The 19,957-nt window shown below is 45.7% G+C and carries 17 protein-coding genes; 4 read left to right on the top strand and 13 right to left on the bottom strand.

What is annotated here, in order from left to right:
• Nucleotides 1-847, top strand: an 847-nt coding sequence (locus ACJMLT_RS07680; RefSeq protein ID WP_405728967.1) for a DegV family protein, incomplete at its 5' end; no start/stop codon positions are given.
• A gap of 79 nt (nt 848-926) precedes the next feature.
• Here ACJMLT_RS07680 and alr read toward each other — a convergent pair.
• The 8 genes from alr to ACJMLT_RS07720 form a co-directional block, all read right to left on the bottom strand.
• Nucleotides 927-2,120, bottom strand: coding sequence for an alanine racemase (gene alr, locus ACJMLT_RS07685; protein WP_405728970.1), 1,194 nt, complete (start codon nt 2,118-2,120; stop codon nt 927-929).
• Nucleotides 2,121-2,309: 189 nt separating this feature from the next.
• Nucleotides 2,310-4,247 (bottom strand): oxidoreductase, encoded by a 1,938-nt coding sequence (locus tag ACJMLT_RS07690; protein ID WP_405728973.1) that lies wholly within the window; start codon nt 4,245-4,247, stop codon nt 2,310-2,312.
• Nucleotides 4,248-4,506: 259 nt separating this feature from the next.
• Nucleotides 4,507-5,688, bottom strand: a complete 1,182-nt coding sequence (locus tag ACJMLT_RS07695; protein WP_405728976.1) for an ABC transporter ATP-binding protein — start codon at nt 5,686-5,688, stop codon at nt 4,507-4,509.
• Nucleotides 5,676-7,175 (bottom strand): 4-alpha-glucanotransferase, encoded by a 1,500-nt coding sequence (malQ, locus tag ACJMLT_RS07700; RefSeq protein WP_405728979.1) that lies wholly within the window; start codon nt 7,173-7,175, stop codon nt 5,676-5,678. Before malQ ends, ACJMLT_RS07695 begins: the two co-directional genes overlap by 13 nt.
• A gap of 12 nt (nt 7,176-7,187) precedes the next feature.
• Complete coding sequence (locus ACJMLT_RS07705) at nt 7,188-8,048, bottom strand: carbohydrate ABC transporter permease (RefSeq protein WP_405728982.1); 861 nt, start codon at nt 8,046-8,048, stop codon at nt 7,188-7,190.
• 1 nt (nt 8,049) lies between these two features.
• Nucleotides 8,050-8,901 (bottom strand): carbohydrate ABC transporter permease, encoded by an 852-nt coding sequence (locus tag ACJMLT_RS07710; protein WP_405728985.1) that lies wholly within the window; start codon nt 8,899-8,901, stop codon nt 8,050-8,052.
• Nucleotides 8,902-9,022: 121 nt separating this feature from the next.
• Nucleotides 9,023-10,342 carry an ABC transporter substrate-binding protein gene (locus tag ACJMLT_RS07715; protein ID WP_405728988.1) on the bottom strand — a complete coding sequence of 440 codons (1,320 nt, stop codon included), beginning with the start codon at nt 10,340-10,342 and terminating at the stop codon, nt 9,023-9,025.
• Between the two features lie 69 nt (nt 10,343-10,411).
• Nucleotides 10,412-11,425, bottom strand: a complete 1,014-nt coding sequence (locus ACJMLT_RS07720) for a LacI family DNA-binding transcriptional regulator (RefSeq protein WP_405728991.1) — start codon at nt 11,423-11,425, stop codon at nt 10,412-10,414.
• Between the two features lie 335 nt (nt 11,426-11,760).
• Here ACJMLT_RS07720 and ACJMLT_RS07725 point away from each other — a divergent pair, with 335 nt between their 5' ends.
• Entirely contained in the window at nt 11,761-12,612 is an 852-nt protein-coding gene (locus ACJMLT_RS07725; RefSeq protein ID WP_405728994.1) for a Cof-type HAD-IIB family hydrolase, read from the top strand.
• Nucleotides 12,609-14,165: an ABC-F family ATP-binding cassette domain-containing protein gene (locus ACJMLT_RS07730; protein ID WP_405728997.1), complete on the top strand. Its 1,557-nt coding sequence runs from the start codon at nt 12,609-12,611 to the stop codon at nt 14,163-14,165. The genes ACJMLT_RS07725 and ACJMLT_RS07730 overlap by 4 nt, the downstream gene beginning before the upstream one ends.
• 45 nt (nt 14,166-14,210) lie before the next feature.
• On the opposite strand, the gene ACJMLT_RS07735 is transcribed toward ACJMLT_RS07730, so the two are convergent.
• Nucleotides 14,211-15,002, bottom strand: coding sequence for a hypothetical protein (locus ACJMLT_RS07735; protein ID WP_405729000.1), 792 nt, complete (start codon nt 15,000-15,002; stop codon nt 14,211-14,213).
• Nucleotides 15,003-15,515: 513 nt separating this feature from the next.
• Between ACJMLT_RS07735 and ACJMLT_RS07740 the strand changes: the two genes are divergently transcribed.
• Nucleotides 15,516-15,755, top strand: a complete 240-nt coding sequence (locus ACJMLT_RS07740) for a hypothetical protein (protein ID WP_405729003.1) — start codon at nt 15,516-15,518, stop codon at nt 15,753-15,755.
• Nucleotides 15,756-15,790: 35 nt separating this feature from the next.
• Here the strand turns inward: ACJMLT_RS07740 and ACJMLT_RS07745 are convergent, their stop codons facing one another.
• The 4 genes from ACJMLT_RS07745 to hydE form a co-directional block, all read right to left on the bottom strand.
• The gene (locus ACJMLT_RS07745; RefSeq protein WP_405729006.1) at nt 15,791-17,533 is read right to left on the bottom strand and encodes a B12-binding domain-containing radical SAM protein; all 1,743 of its coding nucleotides are present in this window, start codon (nt 17,531-17,533) and stop codon (nt 15,791-15,793) included.
• Between the two features lie 96 nt (nt 17,534-17,629).
• A complete protein-coding gene (locus ACJMLT_RS07750; RefSeq protein WP_405729015.1) occupies nt 17,630-18,094 on the bottom strand; it encodes a MarR family winged helix-turn-helix transcriptional regulator in 465 nt (154 codons plus the stop codon).
• A gap of 94 nt (nt 18,095-18,188) precedes the next feature.
• The gene (hydF, locus tag ACJMLT_RS07755; RefSeq protein WP_405729009.1) at nt 18,189-19,373 is read right to left on the bottom strand and encodes a [FeFe] hydrogenase H-cluster maturation GTPase HydF; all 1,185 of its coding nucleotides are present in this window, start codon (nt 19,371-19,373) and stop codon (nt 18,189-18,191) included.
• A partial coding sequence (gene hydE, locus ACJMLT_RS07760; RefSeq protein WP_405729012.1) for a [FeFe] hydrogenase H-cluster radical SAM maturase HydE occupies nt 19,370-19,957 on the bottom strand: 588 nt, incomplete at its 5' end. The genes hydE and hydF, both read right to left, overlap by 4 nt.

Here is a 19,957-nt window from a genome sequence, read left to right on the forward strand (position 1 = left end):
TGAAAAAGCCGCAGAACTGAATATTCAGCTGATCCCTTTTTATGTATCTATCGACCATGAAAACTATTATAAAGAAATTTTAGAAATTTCTCTGGATGATTACTTCCACTTTATGACAGAGGAAAAGGGGTATCCCAAAACCTCCCTGCCCTCCATTCAGGATTACATCGATGCTTTCCGTCCTGCGCTGGAAGCAGGTAAGGATGTACTTTGCCTGACCATGACAAGAAGCCTGACAGCTTCTCAGGAGTCTGCCATGACCGCAAAATCCATGCTGGAAGAAGACTTCCCCAATGCAAGAATCGAAGTGATCAACTCCTGGGTGGCAACAGGGGCGCAGATGTTGCTTCTGATGGAAATGGCTCGCATGCAGAAAAACGGCAAATCTCTGGATGATGTTCTTTCCTACGTGGAAAAGGCCCGTGTAGATGCCCGCATCCACTTTATGGTTGGCGACCTGAGCTATCTGGAAGTCGGCGGCCGTATCGGTAAACTGGCTACTCTTTCCGGTGGTCTGTTGAAAATCAAACCCATCATCATTCTGAAAGATGGTGAAATCGGCGTTGGCGGCGTTTGCCGTGCCAGAAAGAAAGGTCTGACACAGATTGCAGATGTAACAAAAAAACATTTCAAGGAAACAGGCGAAAATCCTGCTGAATATATCGCAACTCCCGGCACAAATACCATCTGGGATGACGTGGATGATTTCTATGAAAAAATGAAAGAGGCAGCTCCCGGCATGGAATATCTGCCCCCCTTCCAGATCGGCGCAACCATTTCTTCTCATACAGGCCCCGGTACAACCGGTTTCTGCTTTGTAAAAAAATACGAATACTATGGTTTCTAAAAACAATACCCTCGGTCAACCGAGGGTATTATTTTTGTGCAAAAAAAGAGAGGCATTTCGCCTCTCTTGATTTTTTTAATTATTTGTACTGGTGCAGAACGTGGTCTACGATACCAACGATTTCACCGTTTTCTTTGTAAACACGAGGAACACGTTTTGTCAGTACGCAGGGCAGTTCATAGTTGATTGTGCCCAGGATCGCAGCCAGATCATCAAATGTAACGTGCTTATCACCATCTGTACCAACAACGATTACTTCTGTACCCATTTTTACGTTAGGGATACCTGTAACGTCAATCATCAGCTGGTCCATGCAAACACGGCCAACAACGGGTGCATAGTGACCGTTAACGATCATGTTTGCTTTGCTGGACAGTGCTCTGCTGTAACCATCCGCATAACCGATGGGAACTGTAGCGATCACTCTTTCTGTTTCTGCTGTGTATGTTCTACCGTAGGACAGCTGAGAACCAGCGGGAACTTTTTTCACCAGACCGATTGTGGATTTTACTGTCATCAGAGGTTTCAGGTCGATCATGCCTTCGCATTCGCCGGAGGGCAGCATACCGTATGTAATGATACCGGAACGGCACATATCAATATGTCTTTCAGCATAAGCGATTGTTGTTGCGGAGTTTGCGCAGTGACGCAGACCTACATTGATGCCCATACCTTCCAGAGCTGCTACCATTCTGTCGAAGCGTTCAAACTGCATTTTTGTGAAATCAGGGTGATCGTCTGTGTAGGAGTCAGCTACTGCATGGTGTGTGAAAATGCCTGTGATTTTTACGTTAGGCATTTTGCTTACTTCGATGATATCTGCCAAGGACTGACCGAAGTTTACTTCGTCTGTCTGGAAACCAACACGTGTCATACCTGTATCCAGTTTGATGTGACCTTCTACAACAACACCTGCTGCTTCCGCTGCAGCCTGCAGGGATTTTGCATGTTCCATACCAACGATGGCATTTGTGATGCTGTAGTCGGACATGATTTTTACACAGTCAGCGGGTGTATAGCCCAGAACCAGAATAGGTTTTGTGATACCTTCATTTCTCAGGCTGATGCCTTCTTCGATATTGGAAACGCCAAACCAGTCGAAACCGCCAGCCTGCAGTTTTCTTGCTACAAAACCATCACCGTGGCCGTATGCATCAGCTTTAACGATACCCATTACTTTGTGTTTGGGAGCCATTTTAGATTTGATGCTCTTGATGTTGTAATCCAGTGCGTCCAGATCTACTTCTGCCCATGTTCTTTTGATAAAATCCATAAATTCCGCTTCCTTTCATAGAAAAATGGTTGAATTTTCCAGTATTTATTTCATTGCCAAGCCGAAAAACACACACTTTGGCAATTATTTCACACTTGTATTCAATATAGCACAATATGGTTCATTTGACAATATCTGCTGAAAAATATTTCATTTACAGCCAAAAAGAATACAATGTACACAAAATTCTTATGCCAGATACATTCTTGTGAAAATATCGTAGGCATCATGGATGGCATGACCGCCGTCCCCTACTTCATTGGAATCGCCCACGATGGCGTAACTCATACGTTCATCCATCAGCCACATAGTCAGTTCGCTATCCACATAGGATTCGCCGCCGCCAGCCCAGATCACATAATCCGCAGAAACGAACATGGGCATTTCCCCGATTTTTACATACAGCTTTCTGCCTTCCATCAGGGTAGGCTGTGTGGTGGTCAGGAAGCTGACCCGCTTCTTTTTCAGATCCGCCAGCAAAGGTTTTGCCATGGCACCCAGATCCATACCCATTTTCTTTGCCTTATCGATAATCTTAAGTTTATAATCATCCTCTTTGACTTCTATCTTATCCATCATATATGCCGCTGTTTCCAGACCAACTGCACCACCGCCGAGGATGACACCTTCGCCTTCCAGCAGTTCCAGTACCTTTTCTTCCGGCATCTGCAGGATTTCCTGCGCTGTGAAATATTTTTCATCGGGAACACCTTCGATGGGCATTTTTTCAGGCAGACTGCCGGAAGCGATCACAGTAAAGTAAGGTGCTTTTTCTGCAACAAATTCCTTCGTGCCCTCTGTTTCAGTCAGGATGACAACGCCCAGTTCTTCCAGCGTATGTTTCATATAATCGATATATTTCAGCAAATCGCCTTTTTTGGGGGGCAGTGCCGCCAGTCTCAGCTGACCGCCCAGTTCCTTTTCCTTACAGAGAATCGTTGTTTTGAAGCCGCGCTCTGCCGCTTTTTTCGCCGCCTGCATCCCGGCAGGGCCGCCGCCCACAACAACACATTCTTTTCTTGTGGCAATTTTTCTGCGCTGATTTTCAAAATGTTCCTTGCCAGCTTCTGGGTTGAAAGCACAGAATACTTCCTCACCTTTCAAGACAGCCGCAATACATTTATTGCAGCCCTGACAGGGCAGATAAGGTTTGCCATCCTGCATTTTATTGGCAAAGGCAGGATCAGCAAGGAATGCCCTCGCACTGCCGCAGAAATCACACAGACCTTCCTCCAGAATACGTTCTGCTGTTTCCTGATCCTGAATACGGTTACATGCGATAACAGGAACAGACAGATATTTCTTCATGATGCCTGCAAAGGGAGCGTATGCCCCTTTCGCCACATGGTAGGAAATCTGTTCGATAGGAGATTCATGCCAGCCGCCTGTTACAGTGACACCATCGATGAGACCTGCATCCTCCGCTTTTTTGCAAAAACGTACGGTATCCACCAGTTCATAGCCTTCTTCCACCATCTGGGCTGCAGAAACCTTCACCAGAACAGGATGATCCCCTACGGCATTTCTAATTTCCGCCAGCACTTCCAGAGGGAATTTCACGCCATTTTCATTTTTATAGCCATATTCGTCTTCTCTCAGGTTTGTGATGGGAGAGAAGAATTCAGAAAGCAGATAGCCAGCAGATGCGCTGACTTCCACCATGTCTGCACCGATTTCCTTACAAAGAGCCGCTGCGTTAGCAAAGGCGTTCTTTGTTTCTGCCAGATCATCCGCTGTCATTTCCTGTGGTTCTGTACGGAAGATAGGAGAAGGCACTACAGAAGGTGCCAGCAGCGGCTTATCGCCGTGATTTTTCGCGCTTTCATTTCTGCCGCAGTGGAACAGCTGCACAATCAGTTTGCAGTCATGGGCGTGAACACGTTCTGCCAGTGTTTTCAGACTCTCTTTGTCCACGGTTTCTGCATCGTACATCCCCTTCAATGCACCTGCTTCGTTGACTGCCAACAGACAGGTCACAGCCGCCGCGCCACCTTTGGCTCTTTCTTCGTAGTATGCATAGTCACGCTCAGTCAGAGCATTTCCTTCCGCAAAGCCTGTATGCATCGCCAGCATGATCCAGCGGTTTTTCAGTTCTACATCTTTAATTGCAAATGGTGTAAAAACCATATTCATCCCTCCATTCATTCTGCTTTTAGCATATCATATCTGCTTTTCTTTTTCCATAAAAATATGACGGCAGAACCTGTTTAGACAGATCCCACCGCCATTTATGTGGAAGAGATTAACTTCAATGAAAAGGAAGTTTTAGCCTCTGCGAGGCTAAAACTTGGTTTGCTCCGCAAACCTATTGCCTCCTGACGGTTTCTCTGCTCCTGCAAGCAGTTTCCATGAAACCGTCAGCTTCGTCAACTTTTCTCCGCTTTTATCAAAATTCAAGATTCAATTCTGTTTCCTTATCAAAGATATTTACGTTTTTACCACGGAATGTAAAGGAAACGGGTGCGCCGATGGAGAAATCCAGATTTTCATCATGAATGTCATTCATCTGCACGATCATGATGGAATCCTGACCGCAGGCATCCACATGCAGGTGGATGGCAGAACCCATCATTTCGCTTACATCTACCTTACCATGGATCATCTGGCTGGCATCGCCTTTCAGCAGCAGATGTTCGGGACGAACGCCCAGTGTTACGGACTGAGGCTGTACGTCTTTCTTTGCCAGATTTGCCTGTTTGTCATCAGACAGAACAACTTTTGCACCATCCAGAACAACGGCATATTTGCCGTCTTCCTTCACCAGTTCCGCATCATAGAAGTTCATCTGAGGCATACCGATGAAGCCTGCTACGAATTTGTTTGCGGGGTGATCGAATACTTCCTGAGGGGTACCGATCTGCTGAACTACACCATCACGCATGATAACGATTCTGTCGCCCAGTGTCATAGCTTCTGTCTGGTCATGAGTTACATAGATGAATGTAGTATCGATCTTCTGGCGCAGTTTGATGATTTCTGCACGCATCTGGTTACGCAGCTTTGCATCCAGATTGGACAGAGGTTCATCCATCAGGAAAACCTTAGGATTACGAACGATGGCACGGCCGATGGCTACACGCTGACGCTGACCGCCAGACAGAGCTTTGGGTTTACGATCCAGATACTGTGTGATATCCAGAATTTCAGCCGCTTCACGCACCTTCTGATCGATTTCTTCCTTAGGCAGTTTTCTCATTTTCAGAGAGAACGCCATGTTATCGTATACTGTCATGTGAGGATACAGGGCATAGCTCTGGAATACCATCGCAATGTCTCTGTCCTTAGGGGATACATCGTTCACTCTTACGCCATCAATGAGCAGGTCCCCTTCACTGATTTCCTCCAGACCGGCTACCATACGCAGTGTTGTGGATTTGCCGCAGCCGGAAGGGCCAACCAGTACGATGAATTCCTTATCAGCGATTTCCAGATTGAAATCTTCAACAGCGATCACACCTTTATCTGTGATCTTCAGATTGGATTTCTTTTCGGGTTCGCCTTTTTTCTTTTTCTGTTTCTGTGCATGAGGATAAATTTTCTTAATATTTTTCAGCGTTACGCTTGCCATTTTCTGTTGCTCCTTCCATAAAGCCGCGTTAAATCGGCGATTTTAAGGGTCAGTTCTTCTGTGATCTGCCCTTTCGTCAGTCTCCACTGCCAGTTACCACCCAATGTGCTGGGGGTATTCATTCTGGCTTCCCCGCCAAGGGCAAGGAAATCCTGCATCTGTGCCACAAACAGTTCCGCTACGGAACTCATACCGCCACGGATGACGCCCCAGTGGAAACCTTCTTCCTCATTCAGACCGAGGTATTTTTTTGCCATAGCGATATCCTCGGGGGCTGCGGCATCTTTCCATGCCATCACAGTTTCATTATCATGGGTGCCAACATAGCATACACAATGGGGTGTATAGGTATGAGGCAGATAGTCACTGGGTTCACGGGAATCGAAGGCAAATTCCAGCACCTTCATACCGGGGAATTCAGAATCCTGCAGTAACTGCTGTACTTCGGGGGTCAGATAACCCAGATCTTCTGCAATAAATGCCACATTGGGGAACCAGTTTTTCAGCACAGAGACCAGATCCATACCGGGTCCTTTCACCCAATGACCATTTCTGGCATGGGTATCACCATAAGGCACTGCCCAGTAGCTTTCCAGACCACGGAAATGATCGATACGGATCACATCATAAAGTTTTGCCGCACCGCCAATACGTCTGATCCACCAACTGTATCCATCTTCCTTCATGGCACCCCAGTCATAGAGGGGATTACCCCAGAGCTGACCGTCAGCAGTGAAGTAATCAGGAGGCACACCGGAAACTTCATGAGGTACATTCTTTTCATCCAGCTGGAACCACTGAGGTTCCGCCCATACATCGGCAGAATCCATCGCCACATAAATAGGCATATCCCCAATGATACCAATGCCCTGTTCCTTTGCATAAGCACGCAGAGCGTTCCACTGCTTGAAGAACAGATACTGGATATATTCAAATAATTCGATATCTTCAGCCAGTTCCTGACGATATTTTTCCAAAGCATCTTCTTTTCTGAGGCGGATATCTTCATCCTCCCATTCTGTCCATGCCTTCATGCCAAAATGGCGTTTCAGTGCCATATAAAGGGCATAATCAGGAAGCCAGCTCTTATTTTCTTCTGTAAATTGATTGATTTCTTCTGCATCTTTATCCCAGCCGCGTTGTTTTGCTTTTTCCAGCAGGACAAAACGGCTATTGTAGATTTTCTCATAATCCACTTTCACAGGGTCACTGCCCCAGTCGGCAGCATCGATTTCTGCCTGTTCCAGAAGCCCCTCTTTGCAAAGGATCTCCAGATCGACGAAATAAGGGTTGCCTGCAAAGGTGGAAAAACTCTGGTAAGGAGAGTCCCCGTAACTGGTAGGGCCTACGGGAAGGATCTGCCACCATTTCTGTTCGGCTTTCACCAGAAAGTCGATAAAATCATAGGCAGCCTTGCCAAGGGTACCGATACCATAGGGAGAAGGCAATGCAGAAATCGGAATCAGAATGCCGGAACTTCTTTCCATAGCCAATCCTCCTTAACCTTTCACTGCACCCGCCAGTACGCCTTTGATAATATGCTTCTGACCAAGCAGATAGATGATAACTACAGGCAGGACAGTCATAACGATACAAGCCATCATGGGTCCCATTTCTACTCGACCATAACTGCCGCGGAAATACTGGATCAGCATGGGGATCGTTCGATACTTCTTGATATCCAGAACCAGTGTAGGCAGCAGGTAGTCATTCCATACCCACATAGTTTCCAAAACACCTACGGAAATCATGGTAGGTTTCAGCAGAGGGAATACTACTTTAAAGTATGTCTGCAGAGGATTGCAGCCGTCAATCATTGCCGATTCCTCCAGTTCCAGAGGAATAGATTTTACAAAGCCGGAGAACATAAATACTGCCAGACCTGCGCCAAAGCCCAGATAAATGAAGCAAATGGTCCAGGGTGTGTTGAAGCGCAGACCAAAAATGCTCAGGCTGTCCGCTGTCTGGGACAGAGTGAACATTACCATCTGGAAAGGTACCACCATGGAGAATGCACACAGGAGATAGATCAGTTTGGACAATTTAGAATTTACTCTTGTGATATACCATGCACACATGGAGCAGCACAGCAGGATCAGTGCCACAGAGGATACTGTAATGAATGCACTGTAAAGGAAACTCTGCAGGAAGCCCTGGGCGCCCAGCGCGCTGACATAGTTGGACAAACTAGCAAATGTTTCGGCTGTGGGTACATCAAATGTTGTTGCGGTAGTGATGGCTGTTTCCTTCTTAAAGGAGTTCAGCACTACCATCACGATAGGATACATGTAAAGCACACAGATAACGGAAAAGAACACAGTACCAATGGTGCTCCACATAGATTTTTTTGATTGATTCATATTACTGCTGCACCTCCTTGGAACGTGTTGCTTTCAGCTGTGTCAGACCAATGATAACAACCAGAATGAAGAATACAACTGCTTTCGCCTGACCGATGCCCTTCCATGCTGCACCGGCACGGGCGTAGAAGGTATAGTAAATATTCAGTGCCATCATTTCTGTCGTATGGGCAGGGTCACCTGCTGTCAGGGACAGGTTCTGGTCGAACAGTTTGAATGCGTTTGTAATCGTCAGGAACAGACAGATCGTGATGGAAGGCATTACCATTGGCAGTTTTACTTTCCACAATGTCTGCCAGCTGCTTGCACCGTCGATGGAAGCTGCTTCCATCAGATCAGGAGGTACATTCTGCAGACCTGCAACATAAATGATCATCATATAACCGATCTGCTGCCAGCAAAGCAAAATGATCAGACCCCAGTAACCGGCCTGTGTATTCAGTGCCAGCAGAGGTTCACCCATTTTCATCAGGATCGCATTGAACAGTGTCTGCCAGATATACCCCAGAACGATACCCCCGATCAGGTTTGGCATGAAGAATACTGTTCGAAAAATGTTTGTACCCTTCAGTTCTTTTGTCAGTGCCAGTGCAATGGCAAAGGCTGTCACATTGATGATCAGTGTTGCCACGATCACGAAAGCAACTGTGAACCAGAAGGAATCGATAAAGGATGTATCTGCAAGGGCTTTCATATAGTTTTCCACACCCACAAATCTTGCATTATCTACCGTTGTAAACTGGCAGAAAGACAGATACAGACCATGGAGGAAGGGCCAGATAAACCCTACACAGAAGGCAGCCAAAGTAGGCGCCACAAATATAGGAAACCACCTTTTTAAAGCTTTTTCCACGGGTAGTTCATCTCACTTTCTTTTCGAATTTCCAGGAAATGTTCTTTCTCATAAAAATGAGGGAGCATCACTGCTCCCCCATCCTTTTATCTTTTGTAAGAAAACTTATCAAGCAAAAATATTAGCCATTAGCCAGCTGATATTCTGTTGCCCAACCATCAACGAATGCGGAAACAACTGCTGCCCAGTTTTCGTCTGTCTGGTCAGCTGCATATGCTGTCAGAGCGGAGCCAACGCCGTTTTTCCATTCTTCGGAAGGCATTGTTGTGAAGTTCCAGGATACAGGCAGTTTGCCTGCTGCTGTCATTGCAGCATCCTGTGCTACGAATACGTTAGCGGATTCTTTTGCTGCCTGGAAAGGAATTACAAAGCCCATGCCGGGGTTGCCGGAAGGCATTGCGCCTTCACCGCCGCACATTGCTGTTGTACCAACTTCACTTGTTACACACCAGTTCATGAAGTCCAGTGTAGCCTGAATGTCAGCTTCGGATGCTGTTGCGTTTACACACCAGTAGTTTTCTGTACCTGTGCACAGACCCTGATTTGCTTCATCGCCAGCGCCAACATAGATGGGGATCATAACCAGATCTTCTGCTGCGAATTTGCCTTCGCCAACCAGGTTGGAGTATTCCCAGGAACCATTCTGGAAGAATACTGCTTCACCAGCCAGGAATTCGTTTCTGGAGTCATCACCTGTTTTTGCAGACAGTTCTGCGGGTGCGCATGTGCTGTTATTGATGTACAGATCCCACATTGCGCGGTAGTTATCCAGGTAGTCGCCTTTGATCGCGTCTGTGGATGTGATACCATCTGCCTGATATTCGAAGTAGATAGGCAGGTTAGCCAGATGTGTTTTGAATCTCCAGTCAGAGGAACCGTCCATACCTGCGGAAGAGAATGCTGCGAAGCCCAGTTCAGCCTGGCGAGCTGTAATGTCTTCTGCAACTGCTTTCAGTGCTTCAAAGGATGTGATTTCATCTACAGAGTGACCTGCTTTTTCCAGCAGAGTTTTGTTTGCGATGATACCATAGGATTCGATTACATAACCGATACCTGCTACTGCTTCTTCTGCTTTCAGAGCGAAAGCATCGCTTGTCAGCTGGCCATATACTTCAGAGCCAGACAGATCATAGCAGTAATCGATCCAGTTTTTCAGGCCAACAGGGCCGTTTACCTGGAACAGAGTTGGTGCATCGGATTTACCCATTTCTGCCATCAGTGTTGTTTCATAGTCACCGGATGCTGCTGTTACAACTGTTACAGGCACGCCTGTTTCTGCTGTGTAAACTTCTGCCAGTTCCTGCCACTGTGCATCCTGTTCGGGTTTGAAGTTCAGGTAGTATACAGATGCTGTATCGTCGCTTGCTGTATCAGAACCGCCGCAAGCAGCCAGACCTGCACACATAACCAGAGACATCATAAGTGCGATAAATCTTTTCATGTTACATCTCCCTTTCATTCTTTATTTTTTCTTTTTTTATTTTCATATCCCTTCATCCGGATATAAAAATCATTTGTTCTGCAGAACTGTACCACCCTCTCTGAGGGATGTTTCCAGTTCCATGTGGCAGTTTCCTGCCTTATTTTCTACCATATCCAGAAGGATACGGACAGAATCTGTACCCAGTTCCTCTGAAGGCTGCACCAGTGTAGTCAGTGTCGGGACAGTATAAGCAGACATCTGAATACCATCAATCGCAATCACAGAGCAATCTTCTGGTACGTGCCACCCTTCATCGGCAAGAGCCTTCATCGCCGCCACTGCCATAGAATCGGCAATGACAAAAGCCGCTGTAAAATCATCTCTGCGCCAAATCAGACGGCGCATGGCTTCATAAGCAGATTCCATATCAAATTTTCCAGTTTCCTCCACCAGCTCTTCATCAAAAAAGATATCATAATCAGCAAGCGCCTGCCGATATCCTTTATAACGAAGTTCACTGATAGAACGATCCTGTTTGGAATCCAGAAGCAGCGCAATTTTCTTATGCCCCTGACGGATCAGCAGCTCCACTGCACGATAGGCTTCTTTCTGGTCATTGATAGTGACAGAAGAATATGTGCCCTCTTTCAGGCCACCAAAACTATTGGAATAGGTACAGCATACATAGGGTACCTTCAGCACAGCGATCTGCTCTCTGGAATAATCGAAACAGCCCCCCAGAAGGATCAGCCCTCTCAGCTTTTTGGACTGCACCAGACTGGCCCCTGCAGCAATTTCATCCTCACCACTGGGAATCTGATGGAAAACCAGTGTATAGCCAGCTTCTCTCGTTGCCTTTTCGATAGAATGGATCACCTGTGAAAAGAAGGGGTTACCGATACCACGAACCACCAAACCAATGGTGTTGGACTGGGGCTTGACCAGATCTCTGGCACTGTTATTAGGTACATAATGTACTTCCTGCACCACTTTCATGACTTTTTCCCTGACAGCATCACTGACATCAGGATGGTCATTCAGGACTCGTGAAACCGTACTGACAGAGACACCACACCGCTCTGCAATATCCTTGATCGTCACAGTCCTCACCTCATTTCTTTTGTTCGGAAAACAAAAACTGTATTCTCGGAAACGTTACTGGAAACGTTTCCGGAAATCACACTTAAAATGATAGCAACAATCATTTTTCCTGTCAATTCCCCTTTGTGCATTTTCGTATACAATCACAAAACCCCCTACTGTTTTTAAGGCAATTTGCACACAGAAAATTTGACAGAATCTACAAATTCACGGTCCTTTTTTCTACAGCTATTCAGTCAGCCCAGAAATCTTCAGACAAATTTTCTTACAACTCGGATAAAGGTTGCTTTCTCCTCCTCTTCTCTGATAAAATAGAAATATTAGGCAGGTGAATCATGATGAAAAATATCAAACTGGTAGCGTCCGATCTGGATGGTACGCTGCTGAATAAAAATAAAGAAATCACACCGCGTCTGTTCGCTGCACTGAAAAAACTGGACGAACTGGGTATCTATTTCGTTCCTTCCACAGGGCGCCCTTTTGGTACGGTTCCGCAGGCAATCAAGGAACTGCCCTTTCTGAAATACGTCATCACCAGCAATGGCGCAACGATCTACGATGCAGTAGAACAAAAAAATATCATCGAAAACTATCTGACTCCGGAAGCGGTAGATGAGGTCATCGAAATTGCAAGGGAACTGCCCGTCATCACCGAATATTTCATCGAAGGCAAGGCCTATATCGCAAAAAAGGTATATGATGACCTTTCTCCCTTCAACCTGACGGAAAGCCATGTGACATACATAAAAAATTCCCGTACACCTGTAGAAGATTTCTGGAATGAAATGAAACGGAACGATGCCGTTCTGGAAAACATCAATCTGGTGTTCAAAGATATGGAACTGCGGAAAGAGATCTGGGACAGACTGAAGGCTCTGGGACTAGCTTCCGTTACCGCATCCACCACAAAAAACATTGAGATCACTTCCCTTTTTGCCACAAAAGCAAAGGCACTGGAAAAACTCTGCGAAGTCCTGGGGTTAAAAAGAGAAAATGTCCTTGCTATGGGAGACGGTGACAACGATATGCCCATGATCCAATTCGCAGGCATCGGCGTTGCCGTGGCAAATGGGGAAGATCATATCAAACAGGCAGCAGATATCATTGCAGATGACTGCAATGATTTCGGTGCAGCAAAAATTCTGGAACAGATCATTGAAGAACAAACCAAAGGAGATAACAAATGAGTATTCTGAACGTAGTAAACCTGAATCACGGCTTCGGCGACAGAGCCATCTATAAAGATGTTTCCTTCCGTCTGCTGAAAGGCGAACATGTTGGTTTTGTTGGTGCCAACGGCGAAGGCAAATCCACCTTTATGAACATCATCACAGGCAAACTGATGCCCGACGAAGGCAAGATCGAATGGAGCAAAAACGTCCGCGTTGGTTACTTGGATCAGCATACCGTTCTGGAAAAAGGCCAGACCATCCGTGACGTGCTGGCATCTGCCTTTTCCTATCTGTTCGAACTGGAAGCACAGATGAACGCGTATTACGGCGAAATGGCAGACTGCGATGAAGACCGCATGAATTTCCTGCTGGAAGAAACCGGCAGCATTCAGGAAATGCTGGATCAGCATGATTTCTACATCATCGATTCCAAAGTAGATGAAATCGGCCGCGCACTGGGTCTTTCCGATCTGGGTCTGGACAGAGATGTTACAGAACTTTCCGGCGGTCAGAGAACAAGAGTGCTGATGGGCAAACTGCTGCTGGAAAAACCCGATATCCTCCTCTTGGACGAACCTACCAACTATCTGGATGAAAACCATATCGAATGGCTGAAACGCTATCTGAATGATTACGAAAACGCTTTTATCCTGATCTCCCACGATATCCCCTTCCTGAACAGCGTTGTCAATCTGATCTACCATGTAGAAAATGCAGAACTGACCCGCTATGTGGGCGATTATGACAAATTCATGGAAGTTTATGAAATGAAGAAAGCCCAGCTGGAAGCGGCTTACCGCAAACAGCAGCAGGAAATCGAAGACCTGAAGGATTTCGTTGCCAGAAATAAAGCCCGCGTTGCCACCAGAAACATGGCCATGTCCAGACAGAAAAAATTGGATAAAATGGATGTCATCGAACTGGCGAAGGACAAACCCAAGCCCGAATTTAACTTCAAGGAAGCAAGAGCCGCAGGCAGATATATCTTCCAAACAGAAGATCTGGTCATCGGCTATGATAAGCCTCTGTCCCGCCCCCTGAACCTTTCCATGGAAAGAGGCCAGAAAATCGCTCTGGTGGGTGCCAACGGTATCGGTAAAACCACACTGCTGAAGTCCATCATCGGCGAGATTCCTCCCCTCAGCGGCAAATCCGTTCTGGGTGATTATCTCTATCCCGGCTATTTTGAACAGGAAAAGAAATATACCGAAAACGTGACCTGTATCGATGAGATCTGGAAGGAATTCCCCTCCTATACCCAGTATGAAGTGCGCTCTGCGCTGGCAAAATGCGGCCTGACCACAAAACACATCGAAAGTATGGTCAAAGTTCTGAGCGGCGGCGAACAGGCGAAAGTACGCCTGTGCAAACTGATCAACAACGAAACAAATGTACTGCTGCTGGACGAACCTACAAACCATCTGGATGTAGACGCAAAAGAAGAACTGAAACGCGCCCTGCAGGCATATAAAGGCAGCATTCTGCTCATCTGCCACGAACCCGAATTCTATCGTGATGTAGTGACAGAAGTATGGAACTGCGAAGACTGGACAACTGTGCAGTTGTAATTGCTTAAAAATAAGGCTATCTATTTAGATAGCCTTTCTTTTTTCTTAATATAATGCTCTGCTGATACCATATAATCCATCCGAAATAGAAATCAACGTAGACATTGGGTTCTGACTGTAAATCTCTCCTGTATATTGATTAAAATAAATCGGAATATCCGCAAAAGATTCTAACTGATAGACAAAATATCTGCCAAGTTCTTTTCCGGAATCCACGATCGCTCCAGAATCATATTCCTGATATTCCATTCCAGATGCCTGCATAGTATTGACATATCTTTCATAAACCTCTTCAGCCGCTTCCTGCAAAATCAACATTGCTTCTTCTCTGGTATATGGTTTTTCCTGATTCTGTGGTGTTTCTACTGTAATGATATGGATTTTAGGCATACTACTATATTCTTCATTGCAGAATTCTTTTTGGTAGTCAGAAATATATTTTACTTCGCAGCCAAAAAATTCTGCAGTCAAACGCAAAGGAACATAAACCTCATCTTTCAGTCTTGTCATCTGGCTTTCTACATATCGCAGTACCAATTCTTTTCCATTTTCATTTTTTAACGTTACAGCGCCCACATCTTCTCCCTGCAGCAATTCCAATCCTAACGGCTCTTTTAAATCTTCAAAAGAAACATGGATTGCCCCTTTTTCATCAATCAGAATACGGGAAAAAGGCACAAAGCCACCATCTATCATCAAAAGACTGACACTATCACGGAAACCATAAACATAATCCGATTCTAATTGTCCGCTTTCTGTGTTCGGATAACAAATGTCATAATAATTCTGAAAACCCGTTCTGCCAACGTGGATGTCCGCCTGATTTTCTTTCCACACCGCCCGCTCCTCTGCAAAAACCTGCGCAGGCAGACTACCGATCAAAACTGCTGTTAAAATACCGCACAAAAGTTTCTTTCTCTTCATTTCAATTCCCCTTCCTTTTCTTTCGGACCCCATACGCTCGTCTTTGTATCAAAATCATACTCCACACTGCGCAGCAGATGCACTCTTTCAAAATTCTCTAAACGAAGATACAATATTTCTTCATGGTAGAGAGCATCCAGCGCTTCACCATACTCCGTTTTAAGTTTCAACAGATAAATTGGGCCTTTCAGAACATAACTGACCGGCACCGCATCAGAAGAAGGAAGGATATATGTTTTTCCGTTTGGCTCTCCATTGATTTTCAGAACACTTTCCTCTATATTTCGATTATAACAAAGTTCTGTTCCCTGTCATCCAACTTTTCCAATTCTTAAGATTATCGTAAGATCCTTCCATCCGTCTTGTACATTCGCGAGATCTCTTTTATACTGGAAATGAGAAAACCATTCCCGAAAGGAGAATTCTATGGAAACTCTTGCGATCATGTATCATCCCGTATGGCTGGGTTATATCTTCCCTGTCCTTGCTATTCTGACTGCCCTGTTTGCCCTGCTCTTTTTTGATGCCTTTCGCAAAAAAGACAAAAAGAAAATAAAACCTTTTGCAATCCTATTGCTGATTTCCGCTCTTTGCCTGATTGGCTGGTGCATCAGAAACCTTCTCTGGCTACATGAATTACAGCAGATGGTCCCTCCTCATTTTTAACATAAAAAAGACGAGTCTTTTGACTCGTCTTTCTTTTATTTTCGATTCTTTTCCACTTCCAGCAATTTTTCCACTTCATCCATGGAAATCACCAGATATTCTGCATTTCCCAATAGGTCTCTGTGGCCATAATCCAGAAGGATGGCTTTGGGTGCTTCTTCCCCAAAAACATCCAGATACGTATTTTTGATAAGGATCTTCTTTTCCACTTCCAGATAGGAAGGGATATATTTCTGCACCAGTTTTGCTGTGATGCGTTCATATTCCTGACCATTGCCGCCGACCCTCAGCCACTGCGGCAGTTTCTTCGGCTTTTCATGAAGGGAAATATCAAACTTCATTGCCCACTGGAATCTGATCATATCCACTTTCTCATTTTTCTGCACGAAATCCCAAAGAACATCACACAAACCGATTTTGGAAAGGGCTTTATACTGACAGCCTTCTGCCAGCCAGAACTGAGACAGGGCTTCATAAAAAGCAAAGGGACTATCGTACAAAGGCACCAAATAGGCCAGTGTATGCAGGAATTTACCGCTGTTATAGTAGGTTTCCACCATTTCCTCGATATACTTCAACCGAAGAGTATCTGCGTAAGGCAGCATGTGGGTGGTCATCACTTCGTAGGGGGCCATATCGTGGTAAACGATTTCGTATTCCTTCTGTTTCTGATGGAGCATGGAACCCTTCAGCACCTTCAGGAAGCCCAGCTGCAGCTGTTCCGGTTCCAGACAATACACATCATTGAAGGATTTTCCGAAAGATGCATAATCCTCGTGGGGCAGACCTGCGATAAGGTCTAAGTGCTGATGAATATTTCCCCCTGCCTTGATCTGCTTCACAATACCAGCCAGTTTATCAAAATTCACATTTCGATTGATAGCATGAATGGTATGAGGGTTAGTAGACTGCACTCCGATTTCAAACTGAAACAGTCCTTTTCGCACGTTTTTCAGAAAATCAATGGCTTCCTGATCGATGATATCCGCTGTGATTTCAAAATGGAAATTGGTCACGCCGTTATCATGTTCGTGGAGATATTTCCAGATGGCCATGGCATGGCTTTTCCTGCAGTTGAAGGTTCTGTCAATAAATTTGACCTGCGGCACCTTGGCATCCAGAAATTTCTGCAGATCAGGCAGAACTTTTTCCAGAGGAACAAAGCGCACCCCCTGCTCTACAGAAGACAGGCAATAGCCACATTGATAAGGGCAACCGCGGGAAGATTCATAATAAATGATCTGATTCTGAATATCACTGAAATCATCTTCATAAGGGAATGGAAGCAGTGCCAGATCTAAAGGTTCTTCCTGCAGGGTAGAAATGATTTCTTCCCCTTTGCGAAAAGTCAGACTGCCGATTTCCTCCAGAGATGCAGGAACCCCGGCATCCCAATGTTCCAGCAGTTTTGTGAAAACCAGTTCCCCTTCCCCTCTCTGCACCAGATCTGCTGCGGGATTGTCCTGCAGGAAAGATTCACTTTCATAGCTGACCTCCGGACCGCCAAACCCAATGATGCAGTTTGGCATGACCTTTTTGATCAACGGACACAGCTGGCGCAGTGTTTCCACATTCCAGATATAGGCAGAAAACAGGATCACATCCGGCTGCATACGGAAGAGTTCCTCTACGATAAAATCCGGTCTCTGGTTGATGGTAAATTCTCTGGTGATGATATGATGTTTTTTATCATTATCCTGAAAACGGCTCAGATAACGCAACGCCAGATTGGAGTGGATATATTTGGCATTGAGAGCCGCAAGAACGACTTTCTTCACTTGATTTCCTCATTTCTTATCCATAATATTTTATTTTGCTATCATACCATAAAATCTTCAAAGAAAAAAGCAGTATAAACCATACTGCTTTCAAAATCACTTTCCGCTTTTTTCTTCTTTTTCCACGTATGTCAGAAGTTTATACAACAACTTATACAGGGTCATCCGTTCTTCCCGATCCAGCTCCACACATTTTTCCAGTTCCTTCGGAATATGGAGGGCTTCATCCCGCAGGGATTCTCCCGCATCCGTCAGGGAAATAAACAGATTTCTTTCATCCTCTTTGGAACGTTCTCTCATCAGAAGCCCCTTTGCCTCCAGTTTTTTCAGAAGCGGTGTCAGCGTGCCGGAATCCAGATACAGCACCTTCCCCAGTTCCTTTACCGTCAGGCGCTTCTTTTCCCATAATACCATCATCGTAATATACTGGGTATATGTTAATTCCAGTTCATCCAGAAACGGTTTATAAAGGCGGATGGTTTCCTTCGCACAGACATACAGCGGAAAACAAAGCTGATTCTGTATTTTCAACGCATCATATTTATGATCTTCCACAACAATTCCCCCTTGCACACAATCTCACAATCTGATCGTGTTTCCGTTTAATTTATCACAATTCTATTGTGTGTTCAAGGAAATTTCGTGATTTTTCCATTCAAATTCCTAAGGGATGAATGCTTCTTTCCAGAATCCCATTCATATAGGCAATGCAGATGCCGTAATTGGTCATGGGAATATTCTGGTCTTCCGCACATTTCAGGCGATATTTCATTTCCCTTTCATTCAGCGTACAGCCGCCGCAATGCACGATCAGCCCATAGGCAGAGAGATCCGTCGGAAATTCCGTACCGCTGGTAAAATGGAACTCCAGTTGTTTTCCTGTATATTCCTGTATCCAGCGGGGCATTTTCACTGTGCCGATATCTTCGCACTGACGATGGTGGGTACAACCCTCGGAAATCAGCACCTGATCCCCATCCTGCAGTTTTTCCAGCGCCCTTGCACCTGTTACGTTCGCCTCCAGATCCCCTTTATATCTTGCCATCAGAATGGAAAAAGAGGTCAGTTCTACATCGGCAGGAACGATTTTGGAAACCTTTCCGAAGATCTGACTGTCTGTAATGACCAGCTTCGGCTGTTTCCCCAGCCCGCGCAATGTTTCTTCCAGCTCATTGTCTCTGGTAACGATGGCAGAAGCCCCCGCTTCCAGCACATCGCGGATGGTCTGCTGCTGGGGCAGGATCAGTCTGCCTTTTGGTGCCGCGGAGTCAATGGGCACGACCAGCACCACAAAATCCCCCTGCTGCAAAAGGTCACTGACGATCTTTCTGCTCTCATCTTCTTTTGGAGACAGTTTTCCGATCAATTCTTTTAATTCGTAAATATTCTGCCCTGTGGCCGCAGAAACGGAAATGGTATTTTCCTTTTCTTCCGCTTCTCCTTCCCACAGATCCATTTTATTTTTTACAATAACGTAAGGGATCTTCTTTTCTTTGATCCGTTCGATGATCTTTTCATCTTCCTCCGTCATGCCAACAGAACCATCGATGACAACAACGGCAATATCCGTTTTATTCAGGATCTGATAAGCCTTCTGCACACGCATCAGCCCCAGTTCTCCCACATCGTCCAAGCCGGGGGTATCGATGATGACAACAGGCCCCAAAGGCAACAGTTCCATGGTCTTCAGAACCGGGTCAGTTGTTGTGCCTGCCACATCAGAAACAATGGCAAGGCTCTGCCCCGTCATAGCATTGATCACGCTGGATTTCCCTGCATTTCTTCTGCCAAAAATGCCGATATGTATGCGATTTGCCAAAGGTGTATCATTTAAGCTCATACCGATCCCTCCTGTTCTGTTTCCATCAACCCATCTCCCCTTGCGGAAACGACGGTATAGCCGATCTCTTCCATTTCCGCTTTCAGCAGCGCCAATCCTTCTGCCGCTTCATCGCCCATGCAGCGTTTATTATCATACAGATTATAAAGTTTTCTGTTCTCCTTGGGAGAAAGATTGGGCATCACAACATTTGCCCCCGCCAGAATCCCCATTTTTCTGCCATCCGGATGGATAGTACTCAGGGCCGTTGTTGCGGGAAGCAAGGTCTTTGGCAGCATCAGCCTGATCAGCCCCAGAAGAAACAGAGTCAGTTCCAGTGTACCCGCTTTTTCTTCCTTAAAAGGCGTGTCCTTATGGGGAATAAATGGCCCGATCCCTACCATATGGGGCTGCAGTTCCTGCAGGAAAAGCATATCTTCCGCCAGATGTTCTGTTTTTTGTCCGGGAGAACCCACCATAATGCCGCTGCCCACCTGATAGCCGATGCGGCGCAGGTTCCAAAGGCATTCCTTCCGATGCTGCAGGCTCAGTTCCGCCGGATGGAGATAACGATAATGTTCCTCATTTGCCGTTTCATGGCGCAG

Source organism: Anaerotignum sp. (assembly GCF_045122575.1).
GTDB lineage: Bacteria > Bacillota > Clostridia > Lachnospirales > Anaerotignaceae > Anaerotignum_A.

Excerpts from the sequence above, each read along its gene's own strand:
- ACJMLT_RS07740 (WP_405729003.1), top strand. The coding sequence starts at position 15,516 with ATGGAAACTCTTGCGATCATGTATCATCCCGTATGGCTGGGTTATATC.
- alr (WP_405728970.1), bottom strand. The coding sequence starts at position 2,120 with ATGGATTTTATCAAAAGAACATGGGCAGAAGTAGATCTGGACGCACTG.
- ACJMLT_RS07715 (WP_405728988.1), bottom strand. The coding sequence starts at position 10,342 with ATGAAAAGATTTATCGCACTTATGATGTCTCTGGTTATGTGTGCAGGT.
- ACJMLT_RS07725 (WP_405728994.1), top strand. The coding sequence starts at position 11,761 with ATGATGAAAAATATCAAACTGGTAGCGTCCGATCTGGATGGTACGCTG.
- malQ (WP_405728979.1), bottom strand. The coding sequence starts at position 7,175 with ATGGAAAGAAGTTCCGGCATTCTGATTCCGATTTCTGCATTGCCTTCT.
- ACJMLT_RS07730 (WP_405728997.1), top strand. The coding sequence starts at position 12,609 with ATGAGTATTCTGAACGTAGTAAACCTGAATCACGGCTTCGGCGACAGA.
- hydF (WP_405729009.1), bottom strand. The coding sequence starts at position 19,373 with ATGAGCTTAAATGATACACCTTTGGCAAATCGCATACATATCGGCATT.
- ACJMLT_RS07695 (WP_405728976.1), bottom strand. The coding sequence starts at position 5,688 with ATGGCAAGCGTAACGCTGAAAAATATTAAGAAAATTTATCCTCATGCA.
- ACJMLT_RS07690 (WP_405728973.1), bottom strand. The coding sequence starts at position 4,247 with ATGGTTTTTACACCATTTGCAATTAAAGATGTAGAACTGAAAAACCGC.
- ACJMLT_RS07705 (WP_405728982.1), bottom strand. The coding sequence starts at position 8,048 with ATGAATCAATCAAAAAAATCTATGTGGAGCACCATTGGTACTGTGTTC.